Origin of the sequence: Streptomyces davaonensis JCM 4913 (assembly GCF_000349325.1) — a bacterium.
Taxonomy (GTDB): Bacteria; Actinomycetota; Actinomycetes; order Streptomycetales; family Streptomycetaceae; genus Streptomyces; species Streptomyces davaonensis.
This window is the reverse complement of the sequence record NC_020504.1, coordinates 7,677,135-7,698,857: the sequence shown is the minus strand read 5'-3', so window position 1 is coordinate 7,698,857 and position 21,723 is coordinate 7,677,135. Positions and strand designations below refer to the sequence as shown.

16 protein-coding genes are annotated in these 21,723 nt (G+C 71.8%); 5 read left to right on the top strand and 11 right to left on the bottom strand.

The genetic code is table 11. From position 1 onward, the window contains the following. Positions 1-26 precede the first annotated feature (26 nt). The 10 genes from BN159_RS33995 to BN159_RS33950 all read right to left on the bottom strand — a co-directional run bounded on the left by BN159_RS33995 (position 27) and on the right by BN159_RS33950 (position 15,712). Positions 27-1,376 (bottom strand): ABC transporter ATP-binding protein, encoded by a 1,350-nt coding sequence (locus BN159_RS33995; protein ID WP_015661573.1) that lies wholly within the window; start codon positions 1,374-1,376, stop codon positions 27-29. A gap of 175 nt (positions 1,377-1,551) precedes the next feature. Further along, positions 1,552-2,211, bottom strand: a complete 660-nt coding sequence (locus BN159_RS33990) for a class F sortase (RefSeq protein ID WP_015661572.1) — start codon at positions 2,209-2,211, stop codon at positions 1,552-1,554. Between the two features lie 181 nt (positions 2,212-2,392). Further along, a complete protein-coding gene (locus BN159_RS33985) occupies positions 2,393-2,998 on the bottom strand; it encodes a hypothetical protein (RefSeq protein ID WP_015661571.1) in 606 nt (201 codons plus the stop codon). Positions 2,999-3,098: 100 nt separating this feature from the next. Beyond that, the gene (locus BN159_RS33980; protein WP_015661570.1) at positions 3,099-4,343 is read right to left on the bottom strand and encodes an MFS transporter; all 1,245 of its coding nucleotides are present in this window, start codon (positions 4,341-4,343) and stop codon (positions 3,099-3,101) included. Positions 4,344-4,367: 24 nt separating this feature from the next. Continuing rightward, positions 4,368-5,810: a CitMHS family transporter gene (locus BN159_RS33975; RefSeq protein ID WP_331712341.1), complete on the bottom strand. Its 1,443-nt coding sequence runs from the start codon at positions 5,808-5,810 to the stop codon at positions 4,368-4,370. Between the two features lie 98 nt (positions 5,811-5,908). After that, on the bottom strand, positions 5,909-8,140 hold the full coding sequence (locus tag BN159_RS33970; RefSeq protein ID WP_015661568.1) for a molybdopterin oxidoreductase family protein: 2,232 nt from the start codon (positions 8,138-8,140) through the stop codon (positions 5,909-5,911). Between the two features lie 69 nt (positions 8,141-8,209). Continuing rightward, positions 8,210-13,624, bottom strand: coding sequence for a caspase family protein (locus BN159_RS33965; RefSeq protein ID WP_015661567.1), 5,415 nt, complete (start codon positions 13,622-13,624; stop codon positions 8,210-8,212). Then, the gene (locus tag BN159_RS33960; protein ID WP_015661566.1) at positions 13,605-14,450 is read right to left on the bottom strand and encodes an alpha/beta fold hydrolase; all 846 of its coding nucleotides are present in this window, start codon (positions 14,448-14,450) and stop codon (positions 13,605-13,607) included. The genes BN159_RS33965 and BN159_RS33960 overlap by 20 nt, the downstream gene beginning before the upstream one ends. A 66-nt stretch (positions 14,451-14,516) precedes the next feature. Next, the gene (locus tag BN159_RS33955; RefSeq protein WP_015661565.1) at positions 14,517-15,134 is read right to left on the bottom strand and encodes a TetR/AcrR family transcriptional regulator; all 618 of its coding nucleotides are present in this window, start codon (positions 15,132-15,134) and stop codon (positions 14,517-14,519) included. Continuing rightward, the gene (locus BN159_RS33950; protein WP_041820222.1) at positions 15,131-15,712 is read right to left on the bottom strand and encodes a hypothetical protein; all 582 of its coding nucleotides are present in this window, start codon (positions 15,710-15,712) and stop codon (positions 15,131-15,133) included. The genes BN159_RS33955 and BN159_RS33950 overlap by 4 nt, the downstream gene beginning before the upstream one ends. Before the next feature lie 165 nt (positions 15,713-15,877). Here BN159_RS33950 and hmgA point away from each other — a divergent pair, with 165 nt between their 5' ends. Genes hmgA through BN159_RS33935 form a run of 3 tightly spaced genes read left to right on the top strand, consistent with a single transcriptional unit; the run spans position 15,878 to position 19,146 of the window. Further along, entirely contained in the window at positions 15,878-17,194 is a 1,317-nt protein-coding gene (gene hmgA, locus BN159_RS33945) for a homogentisate 1,2-dioxygenase (protein ID WP_015661563.1), read from the top strand. 27 nt (positions 17,195-17,221) lie between these two features. Next, positions 17,222-17,971, top strand: coding sequence for a GntR family transcriptional regulator (locus BN159_RS33940; protein WP_015661562.1), 750 nt, complete (start codon positions 17,222-17,224; stop codon positions 17,969-17,971). A 26-nt stretch (positions 17,972-17,997) separates the two neighbouring features. Beyond that, complete coding sequence (locus tag BN159_RS33935) at positions 17,998-19,146, top strand: type ISP restriction/modification enzyme (protein WP_015661561.1); 1,149 nt, start codon at positions 17,998-18,000, stop codon at positions 19,144-19,146. Between the two features lie 7 nt (positions 19,147-19,153). Here BN159_RS33935 and BN159_RS33930 read toward each other — a convergent pair whose 3' ends face one another. Next, positions 19,154-19,870 (bottom strand): TetR/AcrR family transcriptional regulator, encoded by a 717-nt coding sequence (locus BN159_RS33930; protein WP_015661560.1) that lies wholly within the window; start codon positions 19,868-19,870, stop codon positions 19,154-19,156. A 64-nt stretch (positions 19,871-19,934) separates the two neighbouring features. Here BN159_RS33930 and BN159_RS33925 point away from each other — a divergent pair, with 64 nt between their 5' ends. Further along, complete coding sequence (locus tag BN159_RS33925) at positions 19,935-20,903, top strand: daunorubicin resistance protein DrrA family ABC transporter ATP-binding protein (RefSeq protein ID WP_041822101.1); 969 nt, start codon at positions 19,935-19,937, stop codon at positions 20,901-20,903. Then, entirely contained in the window at positions 20,900-21,682 is a 783-nt protein-coding gene (locus BN159_RS33920; protein WP_015661558.1) for an ABC transporter permease, read from the top strand. The genes BN159_RS33925 and BN159_RS33920 overlap by 4 nt, the downstream gene beginning before the upstream one ends. Positions 21,683-21,723: the final 41 nt, after the last annotated feature.

Sequence of the window (21,723 nt, the reverse complement as noted above, 5' to 3'; positions counted from 1 at the left end):
GTTTCATGCCCCATGACTTACGGGCCCTACTCCTCAAGATCGGGAAGCCGCGCCGGAGCCGGGCAGATCCGTTCGCCGTGCTGGTCGAAGACGAACAGATGGCCGATGTCGACGAGGAGCGGCACCTGCATCCCCTGCCGGAGGTCGATGTCGGGGGTGGTCCGCACGATGAGGTCGCCGGGCAGCCGCCCCTCCGGCGGGACCATCTCCGCGGACGGCTCGGGTTCGGCGTCGGCCGGGTCCTCCAGCACCACCACAGGACCCGCCCGCAGCGCGCCCGCCCGCTCGCGGATCCGCTCCAGGACCGTGCCGCCCTCCCGTCTGCGCCGCCGGACCCGGCGCAGCGGGCGCGGGGACTCCAGCTCGGGTACGACGGCGGGCCGGGAGCCGGTGTTGAAGTGGACGAGCACCTCGTGGCCCTGAAACTCGACATGCTCGACCAGACCGGTGATCAGCACCTCGCCGGGCCGGGCGGAGGCCGGTTTGGCGATCCGCACGGCCTCCGAGCGCAGGCCCACGATGACCTCGCGGCCCTGCTGGACCCGGAGCAACTGATGGTCCAGGGAGAGCGGTTCGGGCAGCCGCAGATACTGCTTGCCGAGGCTGATGGTCATCGCCCCGTCGAGCGGGGCGCGCACGAGGCCGCGCAACAGGTTGATGCGCGGGGTGCCGATGAAGGCGGCGACGAAGACATTGCGGGGCAGGGCGTAGACCTCGCGCGGGGTGCCGACCTGCTGGAGGACCCCACCGCGCAGCACGGCGACCCGGTCGCCGAGCGACATGGCCTCTGCCTGGTCATGGGTGACGTAGACCGTGGTGACGCCCAACTCCCGGGTGAGCTTGGTGATCTCGGCGCGCAGGTGGTTGCGGAGCTTGGCGTCGAGGTTGGACAGCGGCTCGTCCATCAGGAAGGCGGAGGGGTGGCGGGCGATGGCCCGGCCCATGGCGACGCGCTGACGCTCACCGCCGGAGAGCTGGGCGGGCAGCCGGTCGAGCAGGTCCTCGATGCCGAGCATTCGGGCGGTGGCGTCCACGCGCGGGCGCGGGTCCTCGCCGGGCGTCTCGATGCGCAGCGGGAAGCCGATGTTGTCGCGGCTGGTCATGCTCGGATAGAGGGCGAAGTTCTGGAAGACCATCGCCATGTCCCGGCCGGACGGGGGCAGATCGTTGGCCCACTCCCCGTCGAGGCGCAGCTCGCCCTCGTCGATCTCCTCAAGTCCGGCGATCATTCTCAGCACCGTCGACTTGCCGCAGCCCGAGGGGCCGAGCAGGACGAGGAATTCGCCGGGCTCGATGTCCAACGAGAGCCGGTCGACCACGCGAACGCCCTTCGCGTAGCTCTTGCTCACGTCGTGCAGAGAGATGGCGCGTGTCATGAGGGGTGCCCCCGGGGGCTACGTCGGCGGCCTCGGTGCTCCGCGGCTGGATACCCCGTGCGGGTCGTACGGGGCCTGTGGGTCACGGAAGTTAACGGAATGTAGGCGGCCGGGGGAAGAGAACGGGCGGGATCCGGCACCGACGTCCAGCAATTGAGAAAGCGGACGGCCGAATTCAGCGTTGTTCGCCGGGAGTTCGGGCCTTGCGGACCTCGATGAGGTGGGCGAAGACCACCACATTGCCCGAATAGCCGGACCTGCGGTCGTACTTTCCACCACAGGTGATCAGCCGCAGCTCCGGGCGCCCCCGGGGCCCGTACACCTCTCGGTTGGGGAACCGATCCTTCTCGTACGACTTCACCGCGTCGACGGCGTATACGGCGGTACGTCCGTCGTGGCGCCGGACCTCGACCCGCCGCCCGCGCTCCAGCTCGCCGAGCCCCGCGAAGACGGCGGACCCGGTGTCCGTGTCCAGATGCCCCACGGCGACGGCGGTGCCCGGCTCCCCGGGCGAGGGCCCCTCGGCGTACCAGCCGACGAGGTTGGGGTCGTCGTCGGGGGGTGCGGGGAGGCGGCCTTCACGGTCCAGTCGGAGGTCGACGACCGGGGCGTCGACGTCCAGGAAGTCGATGGCGAGGCGGGTGGCGCGGGAGCGCGGGAGGGGGGCGGCTTTTCTGGCGGGCTTGGGGGTGGGCTTGGCGCCGGCCGTCGGCCGGCCGACGGCCCCGAAGGGCTCCGGGCGCCCCCTGAGCCCTTGCGGATCCGTCCCGCGAGGGCGGCCGTCGTACGTCGGCCCGGCGGCGGCCGGGGGGTCCGGCAGGGCAGCCTCGACCACCCTGCCGGACTCCTCGTCCTGTCCCCACCAGAGCCCGCCGGTCACCAACGCCAGAACGGCCAGCCCAGTCCGCGCCAGCCGATAGGCACGCGTCCGATACCAGGGCCGACGCCGACGGAGCGAGGCCGACTGCGCGACCGGCCACGACGGCGCAGCAGACGACCGACTACCTGACGACCCCCTACGCCCCATGCGCCCGCCGACGAACCCGGAACCACACCACCCCGGTAACGGCCGCGAGGCCAACCGCCGCGGCACCCGCCACCGGCCCGAAGGCGTCATCACGCGCGAGTCCGCCCCCACCCGCGGGCGGCCCCCCGTTGGGCCCAGGAGGAGCCGTCGGCTTCGAGATCGGGCAGTCGACCTTGAACACCTTGTGCTTGCCCGCGCCGTGACCCTTGTCGGTCTTCCAGGTGAGCTTGTACTGCCCATCGGGCAGTTCGAGCGGGATGGTCTGAGCCATGCCGTCCGACTCGATGATGACGACGTTGTTGGGGTACTTGGAGTTGGGCAGTTGGGGTCCACCCGGGACCGGCGGCTGGGTCTTGATCGTCCAGGTGACCCTTTCACCCGCGTCGAAGTTGAACGCGGCGAGGTAGAAGTCACAGACCTTGGGCTGGTTGCGCTGGTCGTCGAAGGGTGTCCCCACCTTGTGGATCTTGACGTCCCCGTTGTCACCGCCCGGCTGTGCGAAGGCGGGCGCTCCGGCGGCCGTGGCGGCGAGGGTCAGGGCCGCGAGGGCGGCGGTGCGCGCTCCGGCGCGGCGTGGCAGCGACGTGGTGGGCATGCGGAGCCTCCGAGTCAGATGATTGTCGTACAAATCGCACTCCATCTGACTCTTTGTCACATACGGCTCACGAACCCGGGAAGCCGCGCCCTACGGTCCGTCAGTCATCGCTCTTACGGCCCACGGCCGCCCGCGACCGACGCCGTGCCACCGCGCCCTCCGCGCCCCCGTCCTTCGCCGGGCCCGGAGCCCGCACGGCCACGCCCGCGGAGGCCAGCAGCAGGACCCCGAGCATGACGAACGGCGCCGCCACGCCCGCGACGCCCGCGACCAGGCCGGCCGTTGCGGGCGCCGCGACCTGGCCGAGGCGGTTGCCGGTCAGCCGCAGGGCGAGTGCGGTGGAGCGGGCGTCGTCGGGGGCCGCTTGGACGACCGTCGTCATGGACAGCGGCTGCCCGACGCCGAGGCAGAAGCCGAGCGCGGCGAGCATGACGGCCAGCGCCCACACCGGCACCGGCAGTGCCACCCCGGCGCACAGCACGGCCGCCAGCAGGCAGGTCACGGTCAGCAGGGCGGTGCGGCTCAGCAGCCGCAGCAGCGGGGTGAGCACCAGCCGGCACGCGATGGTGGCCGCCGCGCGCAGGCTCAGCAGCAGACCGATCACCGAGGGCGCGATGCCCCGGTGCTCGCCGACCACCGGGAGGTAGGCGGTGAGGACGTCGGTCGCGGACAGCACGGAGAGGCTGATGAGCATGCCCGCGGGCACGCCCCGGGTGCGCAGGATGCGGTGGACGGGGACGCGGTCGCCTTGTGCGGTACGGGACTTGGGCGTCGTACGACGGTCCTCGATGCGCCACAGTGAGCTGAACGCGACCGCCGCCCCCGCCCCCGCCCCCAGCAGGGCCATCGCGCTGGTGCCCGCCATGTCGTGGCCGCCGATCAGCGCGCCCGCCGCGACCGGGCCGATGAGCTGGCCGAGGGAGGCGCCGATGGTGAAGTGGCCGAAGTTGCGGTCCTGTTCGTGCGGGGCGGACTGGCGGGCGACGAGGGACTGGGCGCCGATGACGAATGAGAGATGACCAAGGCCCATCACTCCGCTCCACAGGGCCATCGTCCACAGGGAGTTCGCGAGGCCGCTCAGTGCGCAGCCGCCGGCGATCAGGACCACTCCGACGGGCAGCAGGGGCGCGCAGCGGCCCTGGTCGGTACGGCGGCCGAGGGGGACCGCGGCGAACAGCGGGAGCAGGGCGTAGACACCGGCGATGACGCCGACCGCCCGCTCGTCGGCGCCCAGCGCGAGGGCCCGGTAGGAGACGGCGGGCCGGGCCATCGACACCGCCCCCTGCGCGAAGCTGAAGGCGACGACGAGGCGGAGCAGCCAGCCGCGGTTCCCACCGGGCGCCATGGTTCAAATCCTCCTGGGAGCAGGTCAGATGATGCCGAAGAGAATGCCCGCCGCGAGGATCACGAGGCAGGTGGCGGCGGCCCACTTGACCACGAACTTCGTGTGGTCGCCGAACTCGACCTTGGCCATGCCGACCAGGACGTAGACGGCGGGGACGAGCGGGCTCGACATGTGCAGCGGCTGGCCGACCAGCGAGGCGCGGGCCATCTCCAGCGGGGAGACGCCGTGCGCGGCACCGGCTTCGGCGAGGACCGGCAGGACGCCGAAGTAGAAGCCGTCGTTGGACATGAAGTAGGTGAGCGGGAGGCTCAGCAGACCGGTGACCAGGGCCATGTGCGGGCCCATGCCCTCGGGGATGACGTCCACCATCCACTTGGCCATGCTGTCGACCATGCCGGTGCCCTGGAGGACGCCGGTGAAGACCGCGGCGGCGAAGACCATGCCGGAGACGTTGAGGACGTTGTCGGCGTGGGCGGCGAGCCGAGCCCGCTGGTCCGGGATGCGCGGGAAGTTGACGGTGAGGGCGAGCGCGGCGCCGAGCAGGAACAGCACCGGGATCGGCAGCCACTCCATGATCATGGCGGTCAGCAGGGAGACCGTGAGCAGCGCGTTGAACCAGTACAGCCTGGGGCGCAGGGTGTCCCGGTTCGGGTCGAGGCCCCGGAAGTCGTCGTCGGTGTCCTCGGCGTCGGTGCCGGAGCCCGCGCCGCCGGTCGACTTGGTCATGGAGACCTTGTCGTCGCCGGAGCCGGAGCCGCCCGCGCCGACCAGGACCGTCTCGGCCTCCTGGGGCTCCAGCACCTCGTCCAGCGTGAGCACGCCGAGCCGCTTGCGCTCGCGCAGGCCGAGCACGTACGAGAGGACGAACACGAAGAGCAGGCCGACCAGGAGCGCCGGGATCATCGGGACGAAGATGTCGCTGGCGTCGAGCTTCAGCGCGGTGGCGGCGCGGGCGGTGGGGCCGCCCCAAGGCAGCGTGTTCATCACGCCGTTGGCCATGGCGGCGACACCGGTCATCACGACAAGGCTCATCTTCAGACGCTTGTACAGCGGGTACATCGCCGAGACCGTGATCATGAAGGTGGTGGAGCCGTCGCCGTCGAGGGAGACGATCGCCGCGAGGACGGCCGTACCGACGACGATGCGCATCGGGTCGGCCTTCGCGAACTTCAGGATCCCGCGCACGATCGGGTCGAAGAGGCCGACGTCGATCATCACACCGAAGTAGACGATCGCGAACATGAGCATCGCCGCGGTGGGGGCGAGGCTGGTGACGCCTTCGATGACGTAGTCACCGAGATGGGCGCCCTTCCCGACGAAGACGCAGAACAGTGCCGGGATCAGCACGAGCGCCGCGATCGGCGACATCTTCTTCATCATGATCAGGACCAGGAAGGTCGCGATCATGGCGAAGCCGAGGATGGTCAGCATGAGTGGATACCTAACGTTCGCCCTTGAACATCCCACCAGGGCCGGCGGTGCGATGACGTTAGGTCGCTTCAAGCCGCGTTAACAAGACGTTGACATGCGAGCAATAAGCGCAAAACTCCAGGTCAGAGCTTTGCTCAGGTCAGCGGGGTGAGGTCGACGGGCACTCCGTTGAGGACCGCGTTGCCGGACAGCGGGTCGAGCAGGCTGCCGTCGAGGAGTTGGTTGACGTTGACTCCGGGGTCCTTGTGCGCATGGCTCATCCGGGTCCCCGGCCGGTCGTGGCCCCAGCCGTGCGGCAGGCTGACGACTCCGGCGCGCACGGCGTCGGTGACCTCCGCGGGCGCGGTGACCTCTCCCCCGGCCCCCTTCAGCCGTACGGCGGCGCCGTCCCGTACGCCGAGGCGTTCGGCGTCGTCGGGGTGGATGTGCAGGGTGCAGCGGTTGGTGCCGCCGGTGAGGGCGGGCACGTTGTGCATCCAGCTGTTGTTGGAGCGGAGATGGCGGCGGCCGACGAGGACCAGCCCGTCGGGCCGCTCCGCGAGGGCCTGCCGCAGTCGCGGCAGATCGGCGGCGATCGGCTCCGGGAGCAGCTCGACCTGTCCGCTCCTGGTCTTGAGCGGCTGCGGCAGCCGGGGCTTGAGGGGCCCGAGGTCGATGCCGTGCGGATGCGCGAGCAGCTGCTCCAGGCTCAGTCCGTCGGGGCGTACGCCGAAGCCGTCGCCGTAGGGGCCGAGGCGGAGCATCATGTCGAGCCGGCGCTCGGGGCCGGTGTCGCCGGAGAGCTGCGCGGCGAGGTCCTGCGGGTCCCGGCCGTGCACCGGGGAGTGCGCCTCCTTGACCGCCTTGCCGAGGGTCTGGCCGATGACCATGTCGTCGACGGCCGACGGGTCGGCGCCGTGCATCCCGGTCGCGGCGAGGATCAGCCGGGCCAGGATCTCGGTCTCCGCCATCCGGCCGGGCTCCAGGGGGACCGCGGGGCGGTTGTAGCGGGCCTGGTTGCGCACGGCGAGGGTGTTGAAGGCGAAGTCGTGGTGGGGGCTCTGGGAGGGCGGGGGCGGGGGCAGGACGACGTGGGCGTGGCGCGAGGTCTCGTTGAGGTACGGGTCGACGCTGACCATGAAGTCCAGGGAGTCCAGCGCCTTGTCGAGCCGGTCGCCGTTGGGGGTGGAGAGCACGGGGTTGGCGGCGATGGAGATGAGCGCCCGGACAGGCTCGCCCTCGTCGGTGGCGGTGTCGATCTCCTCGGCGAGCGCGGAGATCGGCAGCTCGGCCTTGGCCTCGGGGTACCGGCTCACCCGGGAGTGCCAGCGCCCGAGCGTGAAGCCGTGGCTGGGTCCGGCGGGCCGCGGAGTGCGGTCGGTGGCCGCCTGCGGGAACAGGGCGCCGCCGGGGCGGTCGAGATTGCCGGTGAGGATGTTGAGCACATCGACGAGCCAGCTGGCGAGGGTGCCGTGCGGGACGGTGCAGCTGCCGATGCGGGCGTAGACGGCGGCGGTGGGGGCGGCGGCGAGTTCGCGGGCGAGGGTGCGGATGGTGTCGGCGTCGACGTCACAGGCGGCTGCCACGGCGTCGGGTGTGAAGTCGCCGAGCTGCGCCCGGAGTTCGTCGAGCCCGGTGACGTGGGGCGCCAACTCCCCTAGCTTCACGAGGTCTTCCTCGAACAGGACGTGCGCCATCGCCGCCAGCAGCAGCGCGTCGGCGCCGGGGCGGATCGGGATGTGCCGGTCGGCGAGCTTGGCGGTGCGGGTGCGGCGGGGGTCGATGACGGTGAGCGTGCCGCCGCGGGACTTGAGGGCCCTGAGCTTGCCGGGGAAGTCGGGGGCGGTGCACAGACTGCCGTTGGACTCAAGGGGGTTGGCCCCGATGAGGAGGAGATGCCGGGTGTGGTCGAGATCGGGCACCGGGATGGCGTTGGCGTCGCCGAAGAGCAGCCCGCTGGAGACGTGCTTGGGCATCTGGTCGACCGTGGAGGCGGAGAAGACGCTGCGGGTGCCGAGGCCGCCGAGCAGCAGCGGCGGGTAGAGGGCGCCGGCCATGGTGTGCACATTGGGGTTCCCGAGGACGACACCGACGGCGTTGGCGCCGTACCGCTCGACGACGGGCCTGATCCCGGCGGCGACGGCGTCGAAGGCCTCCTCCCAGGTGGCCTCCCGCAGCACGCCGTCCTTGCGCACGAGGGGGCCGCGCAGCCGGTCGGGATCCCCGTCGACGGCGCCGAAGGACGCACCCTTGGGACAGATGAACCCCTTGCTGAACACATCCTCCCGATCACCTCGGGCTCCGGTCACCCGGGTCCCTTCGATGGTCAGCGTCAGCCCACAGGTGGCCTCGCACAGGGGGCAGATTCGCAGAGCGGTGCGGGACACGGGTCCTCCCGGGGGCAGCGGTGCCTGTCTCGGGTGAGCATACCGACCGGTATGCATGGAGGCGAGGGGTCAGAGCCGATCGAAGAGGATCGGGCCGTTGCGGGTGCCGACGATCAGGTCGCCGGTGGGAGTGGTGGTGAGGGCGGTGCAGGGGGAGGGGAGGTCGAGGGTGCAGCGGACGATGCCGTCGCGGGTGCCGAGTACGGCCAGGGCGGAGTCGTCGGCCACCGCGTAGGTCTCGGCGCCGGGGAGCAGGGTGGCGTGCCGGGCGAGAAGCGGCATCTTGTATTCCTGCGTGATGGGCGGTTCGGGCGCGGGAGTCCGGCGGTTCCACCGGTGGCGGACGGGGGGTCGTTCACCCGTCGCCGTGAACCGGGCGTGCAGGGCCTGCCAGGGCACCACCGTTGCTCCGAGTCTGCCGACCAACAGCAGCTCCGCGCCGCCCGGCGCGTCGAGAGCGAACACCTTCATCAATGACTCATGACGTAGCCATACGGCCGTCCAGCGCCGGGTAGTCGTGTCCAGCACCCGTACGACGCGGCCTGCGGCCTGTGACAGGACCAGGAGACGACCATCGCAGCGCACCGCGTGCAGCTCGGGCTTCTCGGTCCGACCGTCACCGGGGGCCGAGCACGGCTGGTCGGGGAGCGGCCCTCGGTCGATGTCGTGGACGCAGAGCCATCTGTCCCCGTCTGGATACAGGAAGCGAGGAACGTCCGCGTCCCACAACGCGAGAGAAAGCAGCGACTGCGCACCAGTGCCGTCCGGCAACGCGGCCAGCCGCGCCCCGCGGTGGTAGTGGGGTACGGGGGTGACCAGCGGACTGCCCGCCGAGGTGAACGGGGCGCCGGTGCCGAAGTCCCAGCACTCCAGCAAGCCGTTCTCGGCGCGGGCGAACAGCGTGGGGCGGATGTCCCCGCCGGGCGAGCGCCGGGCCACGGAGACCAGTTGTTCCACCGCGCTGTCACCGGTGGGCCGCAGCCTGCGGATCAGCTCGCCCCGCTCCCCGTCCCGTACCTGCACCGAGCCGTCCGCCGCACCCACGACGACCGCGAAAGAGCCGTTGTACGGTACCGCCGCGACCGCGGACACGGGCCGCACCGCGTCCAGCGCCTCCACCACCCGTCGGCCCTCGGCCGTCTCCCGCAGCGACCAGACCTGTCCGCCCTCGTCCCCGCACAGCAGGCCGTCGTCGTCCGCGTGCAGACAGGCAGCGGTCCGGGGCATGTGGCGCTCCCAGCCGTCGTCGTAGCAGACCAGGCGGGCATCGGCGCCGAACCCGACGAGTCCCGCCGGGGTGTACGCCAGCGCCCCCACGGCGCCCCGGTGCGCGGGCCGGGACGGTCCCAGGGGCCGACAGGTCGGCAGCGACCATGCGCGCACCGACCCGTCGAGCCCGCCGACCGCCAGCCGTCCGGTGCCGTCGGGTGCGAGGGCGAGGGCCGAGGTCCACAGTGGTGACTCGGGGAGCGGGCCGTACACGAACATGCGGCCCGCGCCGACGTCCCAGCAGACGATCCGGCCCGAGTCGGTACCGGCCACGACCACGTCCCGCCCCCGGACGCGCCCGGTGGCCAGTGCGGTGACGATGTCGGCGACGGTGAACTCCTGCTCGCCGACCGGCAGTCCGTCGCGCAGGAGGAGGATCCGCACACCTCCCCCGTGCTCACCTGTGACGACGAAATCACGGCCGTCTGAGGTGCGGCCGATGGTCGCGCAACTGATCAGCGGCACCTCCCAGGGACCGGGTTCGAGGACCCGGCTCCGCCACAGCTCGTGCCGCCTGGTGAGGTCCCAGCAGCGGATCTGGTTGTCCTCCCCCACGCTGACGAGGGCCGGGACGCCCGACGGTCCGTGGATCTCGCCCAGGGCGAGGACGCGGCCCTCGTGCGCGGTGACCCGGACCGAGTCCGCCGCGTGCACCGTGGGCCACCATCGCAGGATCCCGTCCGAGCCACCGACACAGACCGTGCCGCCCGCCCGGCACACCGCGCCGGCCGAGTGCCGCTGGACCTGCCCGCCCACTCGCTCCCCGGTCACCAGGTCGTACAGCTGGAGTCCGCGGGTGTCGCCCTGGACGGAGACGCAGGCGATCGCTTCCAGGTCGAAGAGGGTCATCCGGACATCGGGGCCCGCGTCGACACGCTGCGGCAGTCCGATCGGGCGTCCGCTGTCCAGGTCGATGCGGTGCAACTGCCCGTCGGCCGTCACCACGGCGACGATCCACTGCCGACCGACTCGGCGCACGCCGAGTGAGGCGACGGTGAACCCGGCGGCCAGGAGGGTGCGGACAGGAGCGCCCGTGGTGAGGGAGGACAGCCGGACGGTGTCGTCGGCTCCCGCGGTGACCAGCAGTTGGCCCATGGGGTGCCCGGTGACCAGGTCGATGTGGGTCACGCGGCCCTCGTGGGCTGTGGTGACCTCGTCCGTCGAGGTCCGGGTGGTGATGTCGTACAAGGCGACACGGCCGTCCGCCTGTCCCAGCAGCAGTGACATCCAGGGCAGTCCGGCAGGCGCGGCACATGCGGTGATACGGGTTCCCGGCCCTTGTGGGGCGATGGGGGCCGGCTCCTCCGCTGTCAGCCGGCCTCTCCGCTCCGCCCACTCCTCGATCTCCCAGCTATACAGCGAGCGGCGTTGTCTGCGGGTGAGTGGCGGATAGTGCGCGTTCCAGCCGAGTCGGTGGACCAGGACGTGTCCGCCACGGAACCGCAGAGCCGCCGCGCCGGGGCTGATTGTGCCGTCCCCGAGCAGCACTATCTGCTCCGGCGCGTCCGGCACACGGCGCTCCGGTTCGGAGTCGAAGTCCGGACTCGGCGGCAGTACCCACGTCTCAGGGCCGACTGTCGACCACACGTGCAGCAGGCGACCATGATGTGCCGTCCGCAGGCTGCCCTTGTCCACCACCAGAATGGGTTCGGTCGACAAGGTCGCTGCACAGCCGGGCGTTTGGGGCGGTGCGGTAAGGGTCCCTGTGATCCATGTGACAGCATGCTGCCAACTGAACCGTCTGACGCTTCCATCGACCAGATCGAACCAGGTCATTCCGCGCGGCGACGCCAGATCGACGAAGTGCGGACCGTCGAACCCGGACGGCACCACGATCCCCCCGCCCACCCCGATCGTCATCCCCGGATACTGGCGCGCCCCCTCCTCCGGATTCCAGGCCGCCCACCGCGCCCGCCACGGCAGGGCCCCCTCCCCCACGTCACAGGAGTCCGCCAGCCCTCGCGCCTTCCGGCACACCGCGTGCAGTCGCAGCATGGCCCGCGCCTCAGGATCCGCGCCCCGTCCCTCCCACTCCCGCAGCGCCCCTTCCAGGTCCCGCACCGCCTGTCCCGCCCGACGCCCCTCCGCCGTACGCAACCCCGGCAGTGCGGCGAGCAGTTGGCCCGGCTCGGAGCCAAGCACGAACCACGCCTCCTGGACCAGCGGATCGAGCACCCCGCCCTCCCCGGCGTGCAGCGCCAAGTACCGCCACACGTAAGGGTGTTCCACCTCCCGCAGAGACCCGGTCACCCGCCTCTGAACCAGTTCCGCGTCCCGCCCCTCCCGCAAGTACTCGATCAGCGCCCGGTGATACACCCGGTACACCGACCCCCCGTCCTCCACGCTCTCCACGACGTACGACCCCGCCGCCTCCCGCAGCCACACGATGTCGTCGTCGCTGTAGGGGTGGCCGGTGATCGCTGCGGCGAGGCGGGGCCAGATGCCTGCCCAGGGGAGTCCGGCGCCCTGGGCGTAGGCGAGAGGGAGGAGGAGGTCGCGGGCTCGGGCAGCCTCGGGGCCGAGGCGTTGGGCGAGGTCGCGTTCCATCGCCTCGCCGGGCAGACGCGGGAGTTCGTCGCGCCACTGACGGTCGGACGGGTCCGGCGGTGACGGCTCGCGCGCGATCGTGCGTGCCGTGATCCGGGCAACCAGGAAGGAGCGGCCCGCCGCCTCGGCGACGGCTTCGGCGATCGCGTCCAGCAGGGTGGGGTCGGTGCCGGACAGGGCGGAGTCGGGTGGACACAGCAGCTTGCGGGCATAAGCGCGGACCGCGTCCGGGTCCCCGTAGCGCTCCGAGTCGAGGTCGATGCGTGGGGCGGTCGTGGGGAGGCGGCGTGCGACATGGGGGCGGGCGCCGACCAACAGGCGGAGCGGCAGGCGGCGTTCGGGGTCGGTGAGGGGGGTGAGGAGTTCGTCCACCACCTCGTGCGGGGCCAGTGCCTCGTCCAGGGAGTCGATCAGGACGACCAAGGGTGTACTTCGCGTCTGGAGATGCGCCGTCAGCGCGCCCAGGGACTCCGCCGCGCAGCCCGCCGCCGCCGACAGGGCGTCCAGGAGCTGGCGGGTGGAGAGGTGACTGGCGTTGATGCGTTCGTCCACCGTGCCGGGCGCAGGGAGTTCGGTGGGCAGGCCCGCGCGCGGTACCGACGCGGTGCGGGCGGGGTCGGTCAGGACCGCGACCAGGCCGAGCAGGGAGGACTTCCCCGAGCCGGGGTCCCCCGTCACCACGCACAGGCGTTCCTCCGCGCGCCCCGGCGCCAGCCACCGCGTCACGTCGGCGATCGCCACATGGCGTCCGGTGAAGTTCCAGACGTCCTCCGTCGGTACGTCCGTCCCCCGGGCACGCGGGAGGAAGAAGGCGCGCATGTCCTGGTCCCGGGCGCCCCTCTCCCGTGCGCCCAGCGCCACGATGCGGTCGATCTCCTCAAGGCGCAGTCCGTCGGCGTCGGGGATGTGGCGCGGGTTGGGGAGGAACGCGGGGATGTCGCCCGTGGCGTGCGTCAGGGACCACACCGGGCGCTGGGCGCGCGGGACTTCGGGGTCGGCGCGGATCGCGGCCATGACGTGTTCGAGGCTGATGTGGGCGGGGGCGTGGCCCGCCGTCGCCTGGCGGCGTACCGCACGGTCGAAGGCCGCGGAGAGGGCGCCCGTGAAGCTCTCCTCCTTGCGGCGGGACGAGGAGATCAGGACCAGGCCCGTGCTGCCGTGCTCGGTGACCGGCTCCCGGAAGCGGCGGGCCTCCAGCGCGGTGCGCAGGGCCGAGTCGGCGCCCTCCTCGGCATAGCAGGCGTCGATCAGCACCAGGAGCCGCTCGATCTCGGTGTCCTCCCAGAGGTGGGCGACCAGGTCCTCGGTGGGCAGGGCGGTGCCTCGTAAGTCGCGGGCGTCGCTGTCGTGCAGCAACAGGTAGTGGCGGCCGCTGTGTTCGGCCGTCACTCCGTGGGTGGCGAGGTAGAGCACCACGTGGTCGTCCGGTCTGCGGTCGGGGGCCTTGGCGAGGTCCCGCAGCGCATCCGTCAGTTGTTCCCGTGTCGGGTTCAGGCCGACCTTGGCTGCCCGGGCGTAGCCCAGCTCCCCCAGGAACAGCTCCTCCATCCGCCTTACGTCGTCCACGAGTTCGGGGCGTTCCGCCTCGGGGTGCGCCGTTACGTCCGTCACGGCGGTGGCGATCAGGAAGCGGCGCCCGCCGCTCGGCTCAGTCGAGACCGCATCCATCGGTCACCGCCCGGCCCGCCTGCGGGGTGCTGAGGTAGCGGGTCGCGTCGTGGGCGGCGCTGCCGTTGTGGACGACGTGGCACTCCACCCGGTCGCCGAACAGCGGGCGCAGGTCCTTCACCAGGGCCACCACATCGCCCTCGTCCGCGATGTTCGTCCACGCGCCGACCCCGCCGGGCCAGGCGCCGGGCTCGGGCAGGCGGTCGTGGACGAGGTTGCGGATGCCGAGTGGTGAGCCCAGGGTCAGCAAGGCGCGCACCGGCCACTCGGGGTGGGCGCACAGCGCCTCGTAGGCGACGACGCTGCCGAGTGAGTGGCCGACGATGACCCGGGTGCGGTCGGTCACGGTGGCACTGACGCGCTGCTGTACGGCGGCCCTCACTGCGGGGTCGCACAGGTAGGCGCGGACCTGCTTGAGGTCGAGGACCAGGCCGCGCAGGGCGATCCCGGCGAAGAAGCGGGAGCGGCTGAGGGCGTTGAGGGCGCGCTGGACGCCGGCGGGGGTGCGGGTCAGGGTCCGGGCGTCGGGGGGCAGGACCGCCTCGTCCTGGCGGGCTGCCTCGGCCCACAAGGCCAGCAGGAGGTCGGTCTCGAAGCCCTCTTCGACGTCGGCCGCGGTGAGGGGAGGGTCCTGGACTGCGAGGGTGCGGCCGGGCGGGCGGAACAGGTCGCCGTAGAAGACGCAGCGCATGTCGTCCGCGGGGAGTTCGGCCGAAGTGCCGGCGCGCAGCAGGCCGTCCGCCAGCGCGGGGTGCCATGTCTTGTGCAACTGCCGTTCCCCGGCGTACTGCTGGCCGACCCCGTGAATGCAGACCACCCGAGCCATGGCGTCCCCCGATCAGCGCCCCAAGGGTCTGGTCACTTTAGCAACGGGCCGCCGTCCGGGCCCCGTTCAGTCCAGGACGCGTGCGAGATAGGCGCGCAGCAGTTCACGCGCCTCCTCGATGATGCGTTCGTCGCCCTCCGGGGAGACGCGGAAGGCGAGGTGGACCAGGGTGTCGGCGGTCTCCACGGCGACGAGGAAGACGCGGCGGAGGTCTTCGTCGGGGGTGCGGCCCACGTAGGTGGACAGGAGTTCGGTGAGGCGGTCCGCCACGCGGTGGTTGGGCTCGGCGCGGCGGGCGCCGACGGGTATCTGGTTGCCGAAGTCGACCAGGGAGAATCCGGGCGCGGTCCGCTTCATCAGCAGGTACTCGTCGAGTACGGCGTCCATGGCGGTGCGCCAGTCGCGGACGTCGTCGGCCGCCAGGCGCTCGGTGACGCGCTCGGCGTACCGCTCGAGGTTGCGCTGGGCCAGGGCGTCGGCCATCTGGCGCTTGTTGCCGAAGAAGCGGTAGACCGAGCCGATCGGGACACCGGCGCGCTGGGCGACCGCGCGGGTGCTCAGGGCGTCGTAGCCGACCTCGTCGAGGAGGTCGGCGCAGGCGTCGAGGATCCTGGTGAGCCGTTCGGCACTGCGCCGCTGTACGGGCGCGCGGCGGAGCGAGGTCGCGTGGGGCACGGGCTTCATGATGCCTTTCCGGCGCGGTCCGGTGAACCTTGCCCTCCATTACGGACTCGGGTGGCCCCTGCACTCATCGTCGGGTCGGCCGCGGACGCCGTGAGGTCGGTCGTGCTCTCGATCGGTTCGCCGTCCGCGGCCCACACCGTGCCGTCGTCGGCGTACAGCCGGGCGGTGAGGTGGTGCGTACCGCGCGGGACGAGCTCGGCGGAGAGGCGGTACCGGTCGGTGCGCAGCCGGGCGATCAGCCGGCCGTCGACATAGAGGTGCGCCAGGCCCCGTCCGGCCACCGGCGTCTCCTTGGTACCGGCGGGCGAGAAGCGGAAGCCTCGGAGGGTGAGCCGGACGTCCCAGCTGTCGTCGGAGTTGGGCTCCACCTCGACGCCGACCTCGGGCGCCTGGTCCCTGTCCACCTCGCGGTAGAGGCGGCCCTCCTCGTCGGAGTCGTCGAGCAGCTCGCCGACCGGCGAGGGCGACACCCCGCCGTTCTTCCCGTCCTGTGTGCCACTGGTGCCGCAGCCCGCGGATCCGGTCAGCAGCAGGACACAGACCGCGAGCGCGGCAAGCGGCCCCCGCGTCCACGACATGCCCTGGAGCCTAGAACACAGGTCCGACACTCGGATCCCCCTGGAGTCGGGTTCAGGTCGTCCGCAGTGATGAGGAGCAGCGATGAGGACGGAGGTACCTCTTGCGTCCACCGAGGCGGAATCCTACGGTGATACATAGGATTCCGGACGAGCGAGGGAGCGATCATGAGCGGGGACGCGCGGAAGACCGCGGAGGGGCTGTCGTACCTCCTCGGTTTCGGCAACGAGCACACCTCCGAGGCGGTGCCCGGCGCCCTTCCGGAGGGCCGCAACTCACCGCAGCGCGCACCCCTCGGGCTCTACGCCGAGCAGCTCAGCGGATCGGCGTTCACCGAGCCGCGGTCCCACAACCGCCGCTCCTGGCTGTACCGCATCCGCCCCTCGGCGGCCCACCCCGCCTTCACCCGCATGGACAACGGCGCCCTGCGCACCGCGCCCTTCACCGAGTCGGTGCCCGACCCGAACCGGCTGCGCTGGAACCCCCTGCCCGACCCCGCCACCGGCACCGACTTCCTCGCGGGCCTGTGGACCCTCGGCGGCAACGGCGACGCGACCCAGCGCGCGGGCATGGCCGTCCACCTCTACAGCGCCAACACCTCCATGGACCGCGTCTTCAGCGACGCCGACGGCGAACTGCTGATCGTCCCGGAGCGGGGCGGGCTGTTGCTGCGCACCGAGTTCGGGCTGCTGCACGCCGAGCCCGGACACGTCGCGCTGATCCCGCGCGGGGTGCGCTTCCGGGTGGAGCTGCTGGACGCGACCGCCCGCGGCTACGTCTGCGAGAACTACGGCGCCCCCTTCCAGCTCCCCGACCTCGGCCCGATCGGCGCCAACGGCCTCGCCAACGCGCGGGACTTCCAGGCACCGGTCGCCGCGTACGAGGACGTCGAGGGCCCGGTGGAGGTCGTCAACAAGTACTGCGGCAACCTCTGGCGGGCGACGTACGGCCACTCCCCGCTCGACGTGGTCGCCTGGCACGGCAACCATGTGCCGTACGTGTACGACCTGCGCCGCTTCAACGTCATCGGGACGATCTCGTACGACCATCCCGACCCGTCGATCTTCACGGTGCTCACCTCCCCGTCGGACACCCCGGGGCTCGCCGGGGTCGACTTCGTGGTCTTCGCGCCGCGCTGGCTGGTGGGCGAGGACACCTTCCGGCCGCCGTACTTCCACCGGAACGTGATGAGCGAGTACATGGGCCTGATCGAGGGCGCCTACGACGCGAAGGCGGAGGGCTTCGTGCCGGGCGGCGGCTCGCTGCACAACATGATGTCGGCGCACGGCCCGGACCGGGAGACGTTCGACAGGGCGAGCGCCGCGGAGCTGCGGCCGCAGAAGATCGACGACGGGCTCGCGTTCATGTTCGAGACGCGCTGGCCGGTGACGCTGACCCCGCACGCGGCGGGGGCGGACCACCTCCAGCACGGCTACGACGACGTGTGGCAGGGCCTCGAACGCCACTTCCGCCCCTTGCACTGATCAACTCCTGCCGGTACGGATGGCCCCGTGACCTCCTTCGCCCCGGACTCCATCGTCCTCAACCGCAAGCTGCCGCTCTGGTACCAGGTCTCGCAGTCGCTGCGGGCCTCGATACTCGGCCGCCGCCCCCAGGACCCGCTGCGCCTGCCCACCGAGGAGCAGCTGGCCGGGCACTACGGCGTGAGTGTGCTGACCATGCGGCAGGCGCTGAAGGAGCTGGAGGACGAGGGGCTGATCACCCGCCACCGGCGCCGGGGCACGTTCATCGAGCCGCATGTGCAGCGCGGGGCGCCGGTGCGGCTGCTGGGCTCGGTGGACGCGATCGTGGCCCAGCAGTCGGGGATGGCGGCCCGGATGCTGGACCACGGGAAGGGGCCGGTGCCGGCGGAACTCGTGGAGTACTTCCCGGATCTGGACGAGGTGGCCACGTATCACCGGCTGCGCAGCGACGAGAAGACGGGCGAGCCGACCAACCACGCCCGAAACTTCATCCGGCCCGAACTCGCCGAGCGGGTCGATCTGGCGGACCTCGCGCGATGGCCGATGACGAAGGTGCTGCGGGACGTCGTGGGGGCGGACATCAGCCGGATCACGGACACGGTGGAGGCGAGGCTGGCGGATCCGGAGACGGCTCGGCTGCTCGAAGTGCCGCTGCTGAGCCCGATCCTGCACTACACGGGCGTTACGTACGATTCGGACGGACGTGTGCTGGATGTGGCTGTCATCCACTACCGGGGCGACCGTTTCTCCTTCACGGTGACCCTGGAAGCCAACTAGGCACCGTGTCATCACCACCCCGTACCATGCCCACCGTGACGCACGACGACGCTCCGCTGCTCGCGGACCTCATGCCGTGGTCCGTCGCACCGGTCCGGGTGGGCCGGGGATGGCCGACGGGGCCCGACGCGGGCTGTCTGAAGGCGCGCTGGGACGCCTTGATGAAGGCCGAGGGGCCCGACCGGGAGGCCCTGCTGGAGCCCAGCCGCTCGCGGACGCTGTACTCGGCGGTGGGTCAACTGCCGGGGCGGACCGGCGGTACGGAGAAGCTGGTCCGTGCCTCGGGGCCGTGCCCGGAGCCGGTGCGGGTGCTGTACGCGCCCTTCGACGAGCAGTGGCTGATCCCGGACCACCGCCTCATCGACTCGGCGCGTCCCGAGCTGTGGCGGGTGGCCGACGCGCAGCAGACGTTCGTGGTCGAGACGCCCGGCAAGCTGATCGCGACTTCCCTTCTCCCGCTCCTGCGTCCGGGGCGCGTCCGCCCCCTCTACCGTCGCCCCGGTGGCAATGAACCGAACCTCGCCCCGGGCTTGTCGGACCACCTGGCGAGCCGCCTCGGACTGACCCCTGACCCGGCCGACCTCCTCGCCTGGACGCTGGCGACGGCCCGCCCGGACCTCACGGTCCCGCTCACCGCGGACGCCGGACTCTGGTCGAGGGGCGTGGAATTGGGCCACCGCCTGCTCTGGCTGATGCGCCGCGACGGAGACCGCCCCAAACTTCCGGGCGGTCGCCGTCCGTACGTCCGCGCCCCGCTCCCCGGCCGCCCACTGACGCTTCTTTACGACGCCGAGGAGGAGACCCTGCACCTGGACGAGGGTCGCGTCTCCCCGGTGCCGCCGGCGGCCTGGGAGTACGAGGTGGACGGCGTCCGGGTCCTGGAGCAGTGGTTCGCGGCACGTACGGCGGAGACGGCGGAGCCGGGCACCCTGGCGGCGGTCCGCCCGCCGACCTGGCCGCAGACCTGGACCTCCGAACTCCTCGAACTGATCACCGTATTGGCACTGCTGGCCGAACTGCGCCCACAGCAGGAGGAGTTGACGTTCACCGCGCCGATCACGGCAACGGAGCTGCACAGGGCGGGAGTTCTCCCGGTACCGGACGCGGCCCGCCGACCGGCGTCGGTCCTGGACCACCACGAAGAGGGCCCGGAGGGTCAGTTCGCGCTGATCTGACCGCGGCCTACTGGGGCGCGAAGCTTTCCAGCAGCCGGCGCAGCATCCGGTCGAAGGCCGCCTCCGGATCGTCCACCGGGGCCACGCCCTGCGCGAACAGCGCGGCCAGGTGCGGATACGCGCCCGTCGCCACCTGGCTCACCATGTACGCCCCGCGCACGGCCTGCTCCCGCTCCGCCGACCACGGCTCGGAGCGGGTCCGCTCGGCCACCGCCTGCTCATTGGCGACGAAGGTCATCACCGAGCCGTTGACCATCCCGAACAGCTCCAGCTTGGTGCCCGGCGGCACATCGAGCCCCTCCAGGGCGGCCAGGGTCCAGTCGAGGACGCGCAGGGCGTTCGGGCTGATGCTGTAGACGGAGGACATCACCCGGATCACCCAGGGATGCCGCCGCATGATGCCGCGGGCCTGGTGGGCAAGGTCCATCAGGTCGGCACGCCAGTCACCGGCGGGGGCGCGGGACAGGTCGTACTCGCCGCTGACCAGGTCGACCATCAGCTCGTACAGGTCGACCTTGCGGGGCACGTAGTTGTACAGCGACATCGTGCCGCAGCCGATCTCGGCCGCCACCCGCCGCATCGAGACCGCGTCCAGGCCGTCCGCGTCGGCGACCCGCACCGCCGCCGCCGCGATGTCGCCACGGGTGTACGCGGGCCTGGGGCCCCGCCCCGTCCGCTCGGGGCGCGCCCAGATCACCTCGGGTTCGCCGCTCCGGCCCGCCATGGATCATCACCTCGCCCACCATCGTAGTTACGTACACCGTACGTAGTGCGCTATGGTCGGCCGCATGACTACTACGTACGCTGTACTTAGTGAAGGTCTGGAGAAGCGCTTCGGCGATGTCCATGCGGTGCGCGGGCTGGATCTGGCCGTGCCCGAGGGCTCCGTCTGCGGGATCCTCGGCCCCAACGGCGCGGGCAAGACGACGGCGGTCCGGCTGCTCACCACGCTGCTGCGCCCGGACGCCGGTTCGGCCCGGGTCGCCGGTCACGACCTGAGGCGGGAGGCGGCGGCGATACGTCGCAGGATCGGCGTCACCGGGCAGTCCACCTCGGTCGACGGCGATCTCACCGGCCGCCAGAACCTCCAGCTGTTCGCCCGGCTGCACCGGCTCCGGGACCCGGCCGCACGCAGCACCGAACTGCTGGACCGCTTCGGCCTGACCGAGGCCGCCGACCGGCCGGCGTCCACCTGGTCCGGCGGTATGCGGCGCCGTCTCGATCTGGCCGCGAGCCTGGTCCGGCGCCCCGAGATCCTGTTCCTGGACGAGCCCACGACGGGTCTCGACCCCGCGAGCCGCAACCAGATCCGGGACGCCGTACGCGCGCTCACGGCCGAGGGCACGACCGTGCTGCTGACCACGCAGTATCTGGAGGAGGCCGATCAACTCGCCGACGACATCGCCCTGGTGGACCGGGGCCGGGTCGCGCACACCGGGTCCCCGCGGGAGCTCAAGGCGCTGATCGGGTCCCAGGCCGAGGTGGTCGTCGCCCATGCCGACGCCCTCAGCGGGGCGGCGGCCGTGCTCGATCAGCTCACCGGCGCGCGGCCGACGTTCGACCACGACCGGCTGGCGGTGGCCGCCGTCACGCGGGACAGCACGCTCACCCTCCCCCGTCTGGTGCGCGAACTCGACGCCGCCGGGGTGCCGTTGCTCGACGCGAGCCTGCGGCCGCCGACCCTCGACGACGTCTTCCTCAGGCTTACGGCGAACACCTTCGACGAAGACCTCGACGACAAGGAGCGCGCGGCATGAGCACGCTGGCGTACGACGGCACGGCGCTGATGGGACGCCAGCTCAGGCGGATCCGGAACAGTCCGGGGTTGCTGATCCTGACCCAGACCACGCCGATCACCATGCTGCTGTTCTTCGGGTACGTCTTCGGCAGCGCGGTCGCCATGCCGGGCGAGGAGTACCGCACCTTCCTGGTGCCGGGCCTGCTCGCGGCGACGGCGGCCGGCGGGATCATGACGGGGATGTTCCAGGCGGCCCAGGACACCCACCGGGGCGTGACGGACCGGCTGCGCACCCTGCCGGTGAGCCGGGCCGCCGTACCGCTCGGGCAGGCGATGGCCGACCTGGTCGTCACGCTCGTGGGCCTGGTGCCGTTCCTGCTGGTCGGGGTGGCGGTGGGCTGGCGGTTCGAGGGGTCGGCGCCGGACGCCGTCGCCGCGCTCGGGCTGTTCCTGCTGTTCCGGTTCGCGTGCACCTGGGTCGGGATCCTGCTGGGCCTGGCCAGCCGGAGCGAGGAGGCGGCCGGACAGCTCGGCAGCGCCACCATCGTCCTGCCGCTGCTGTCCAGCGCGTACATCCCCACGGAGAACCTGGCGGGCTGGCTGCGCACCGTCGCCGAGTGGAACCCGATCAGCGCGGTCACCACGGCCTTGCGGGACCTCTCCGGCAACGCTCCCGTGCCGGCCGACGCAGCCTGGCCGATGGCTCATCCCGTCGCCGGGTCGCTGGCCTGGAGCGCCGCGCTGATCGCGATCGCCGCGCCGCAGGCCGTACGGCGCTACACCCGTGGCCAGGGCTGAGACACCCGTGGCCAAGGCTGACCCTCACGGGGCATGATCGC

Excerpts from the sequence above, each read along its gene's own strand:
- BN159_RS33920 (WP_015661558.1), top strand. The coding sequence starts at position 20,900 with ATGAGCACGCTGGCGTACGACGGCACGGCGCTGATGGGACGCCAGCTC.
- BN159_RS33960 (WP_015661566.1), bottom strand. The coding sequence starts at position 14,450 with ATGGCTCGGGTGGTCTGCATTCACGGGGTCGGCCAGCAGTACGCCGGG.
- BN159_RS33955 (WP_015661565.1), bottom strand. The coding sequence starts at position 15,134 with ATGAAGCCCGTGCCCCACGCGACCTCGCTCCGCCGCGCGCCCGTACAG.
- BN159_RS33950 (WP_041820222.1), bottom strand. The coding sequence starts at position 15,712 with ATGTCGTGGACGCGGGGGCCGCTTGCCGCGCTCGCGGTCTGTGTCCTG.
- BN159_RS33965 (WP_015661567.1), bottom strand. The coding sequence starts at position 13,624 with ATGGATGCGGTCTCGACTGAGCCGAGCGGCGGGCGCCGCTTCCTGATC.
- BN159_RS33935 (WP_015661561.1), top strand. The coding sequence starts at position 17,998 with ATGCCCACCGTGACGCACGACGACGCTCCGCTGCTCGCGGACCTCATG.
- BN159_RS33995 (WP_015661573.1), bottom strand. The coding sequence starts at position 1,376 with ATGACACGCGCCATCTCTCTGCACGACGTGAGCAAGAGCTACGCGAAG.
- BN159_RS33980 (WP_015661570.1), bottom strand. The coding sequence starts at position 4,343 with ATGGCGCCCGGTGGGAACCGCGGCTGGCTGCTCCGCCTCGTCGTCGCC.
- BN159_RS33925 (WP_041822101.1), top strand. The coding sequence starts at position 19,935 with ATGACTACTACGTACGCTGTACTTAGTGAAGGTCTGGAGAAGCGCTTC.
- BN159_RS33985 (WP_015661571.1), bottom strand. The coding sequence starts at position 2,998 with ATGCCCACCACGTCGCTGCCACGCCGCGCCGGAGCGCGCACCGCCGCC.
- hmgA (WP_015661563.1), top strand. The coding sequence starts at position 15,878 with ATGAGCGGGGACGCGCGGAAGACCGCGGAGGGGCTGTCGTACCTCCTC.
- BN159_RS33930 (WP_015661560.1), bottom strand. The coding sequence starts at position 19,870 with ATGGCGGGCCGGAGCGGCGAACCCGAGGTGATCTGGGCGCGCCCCGAG.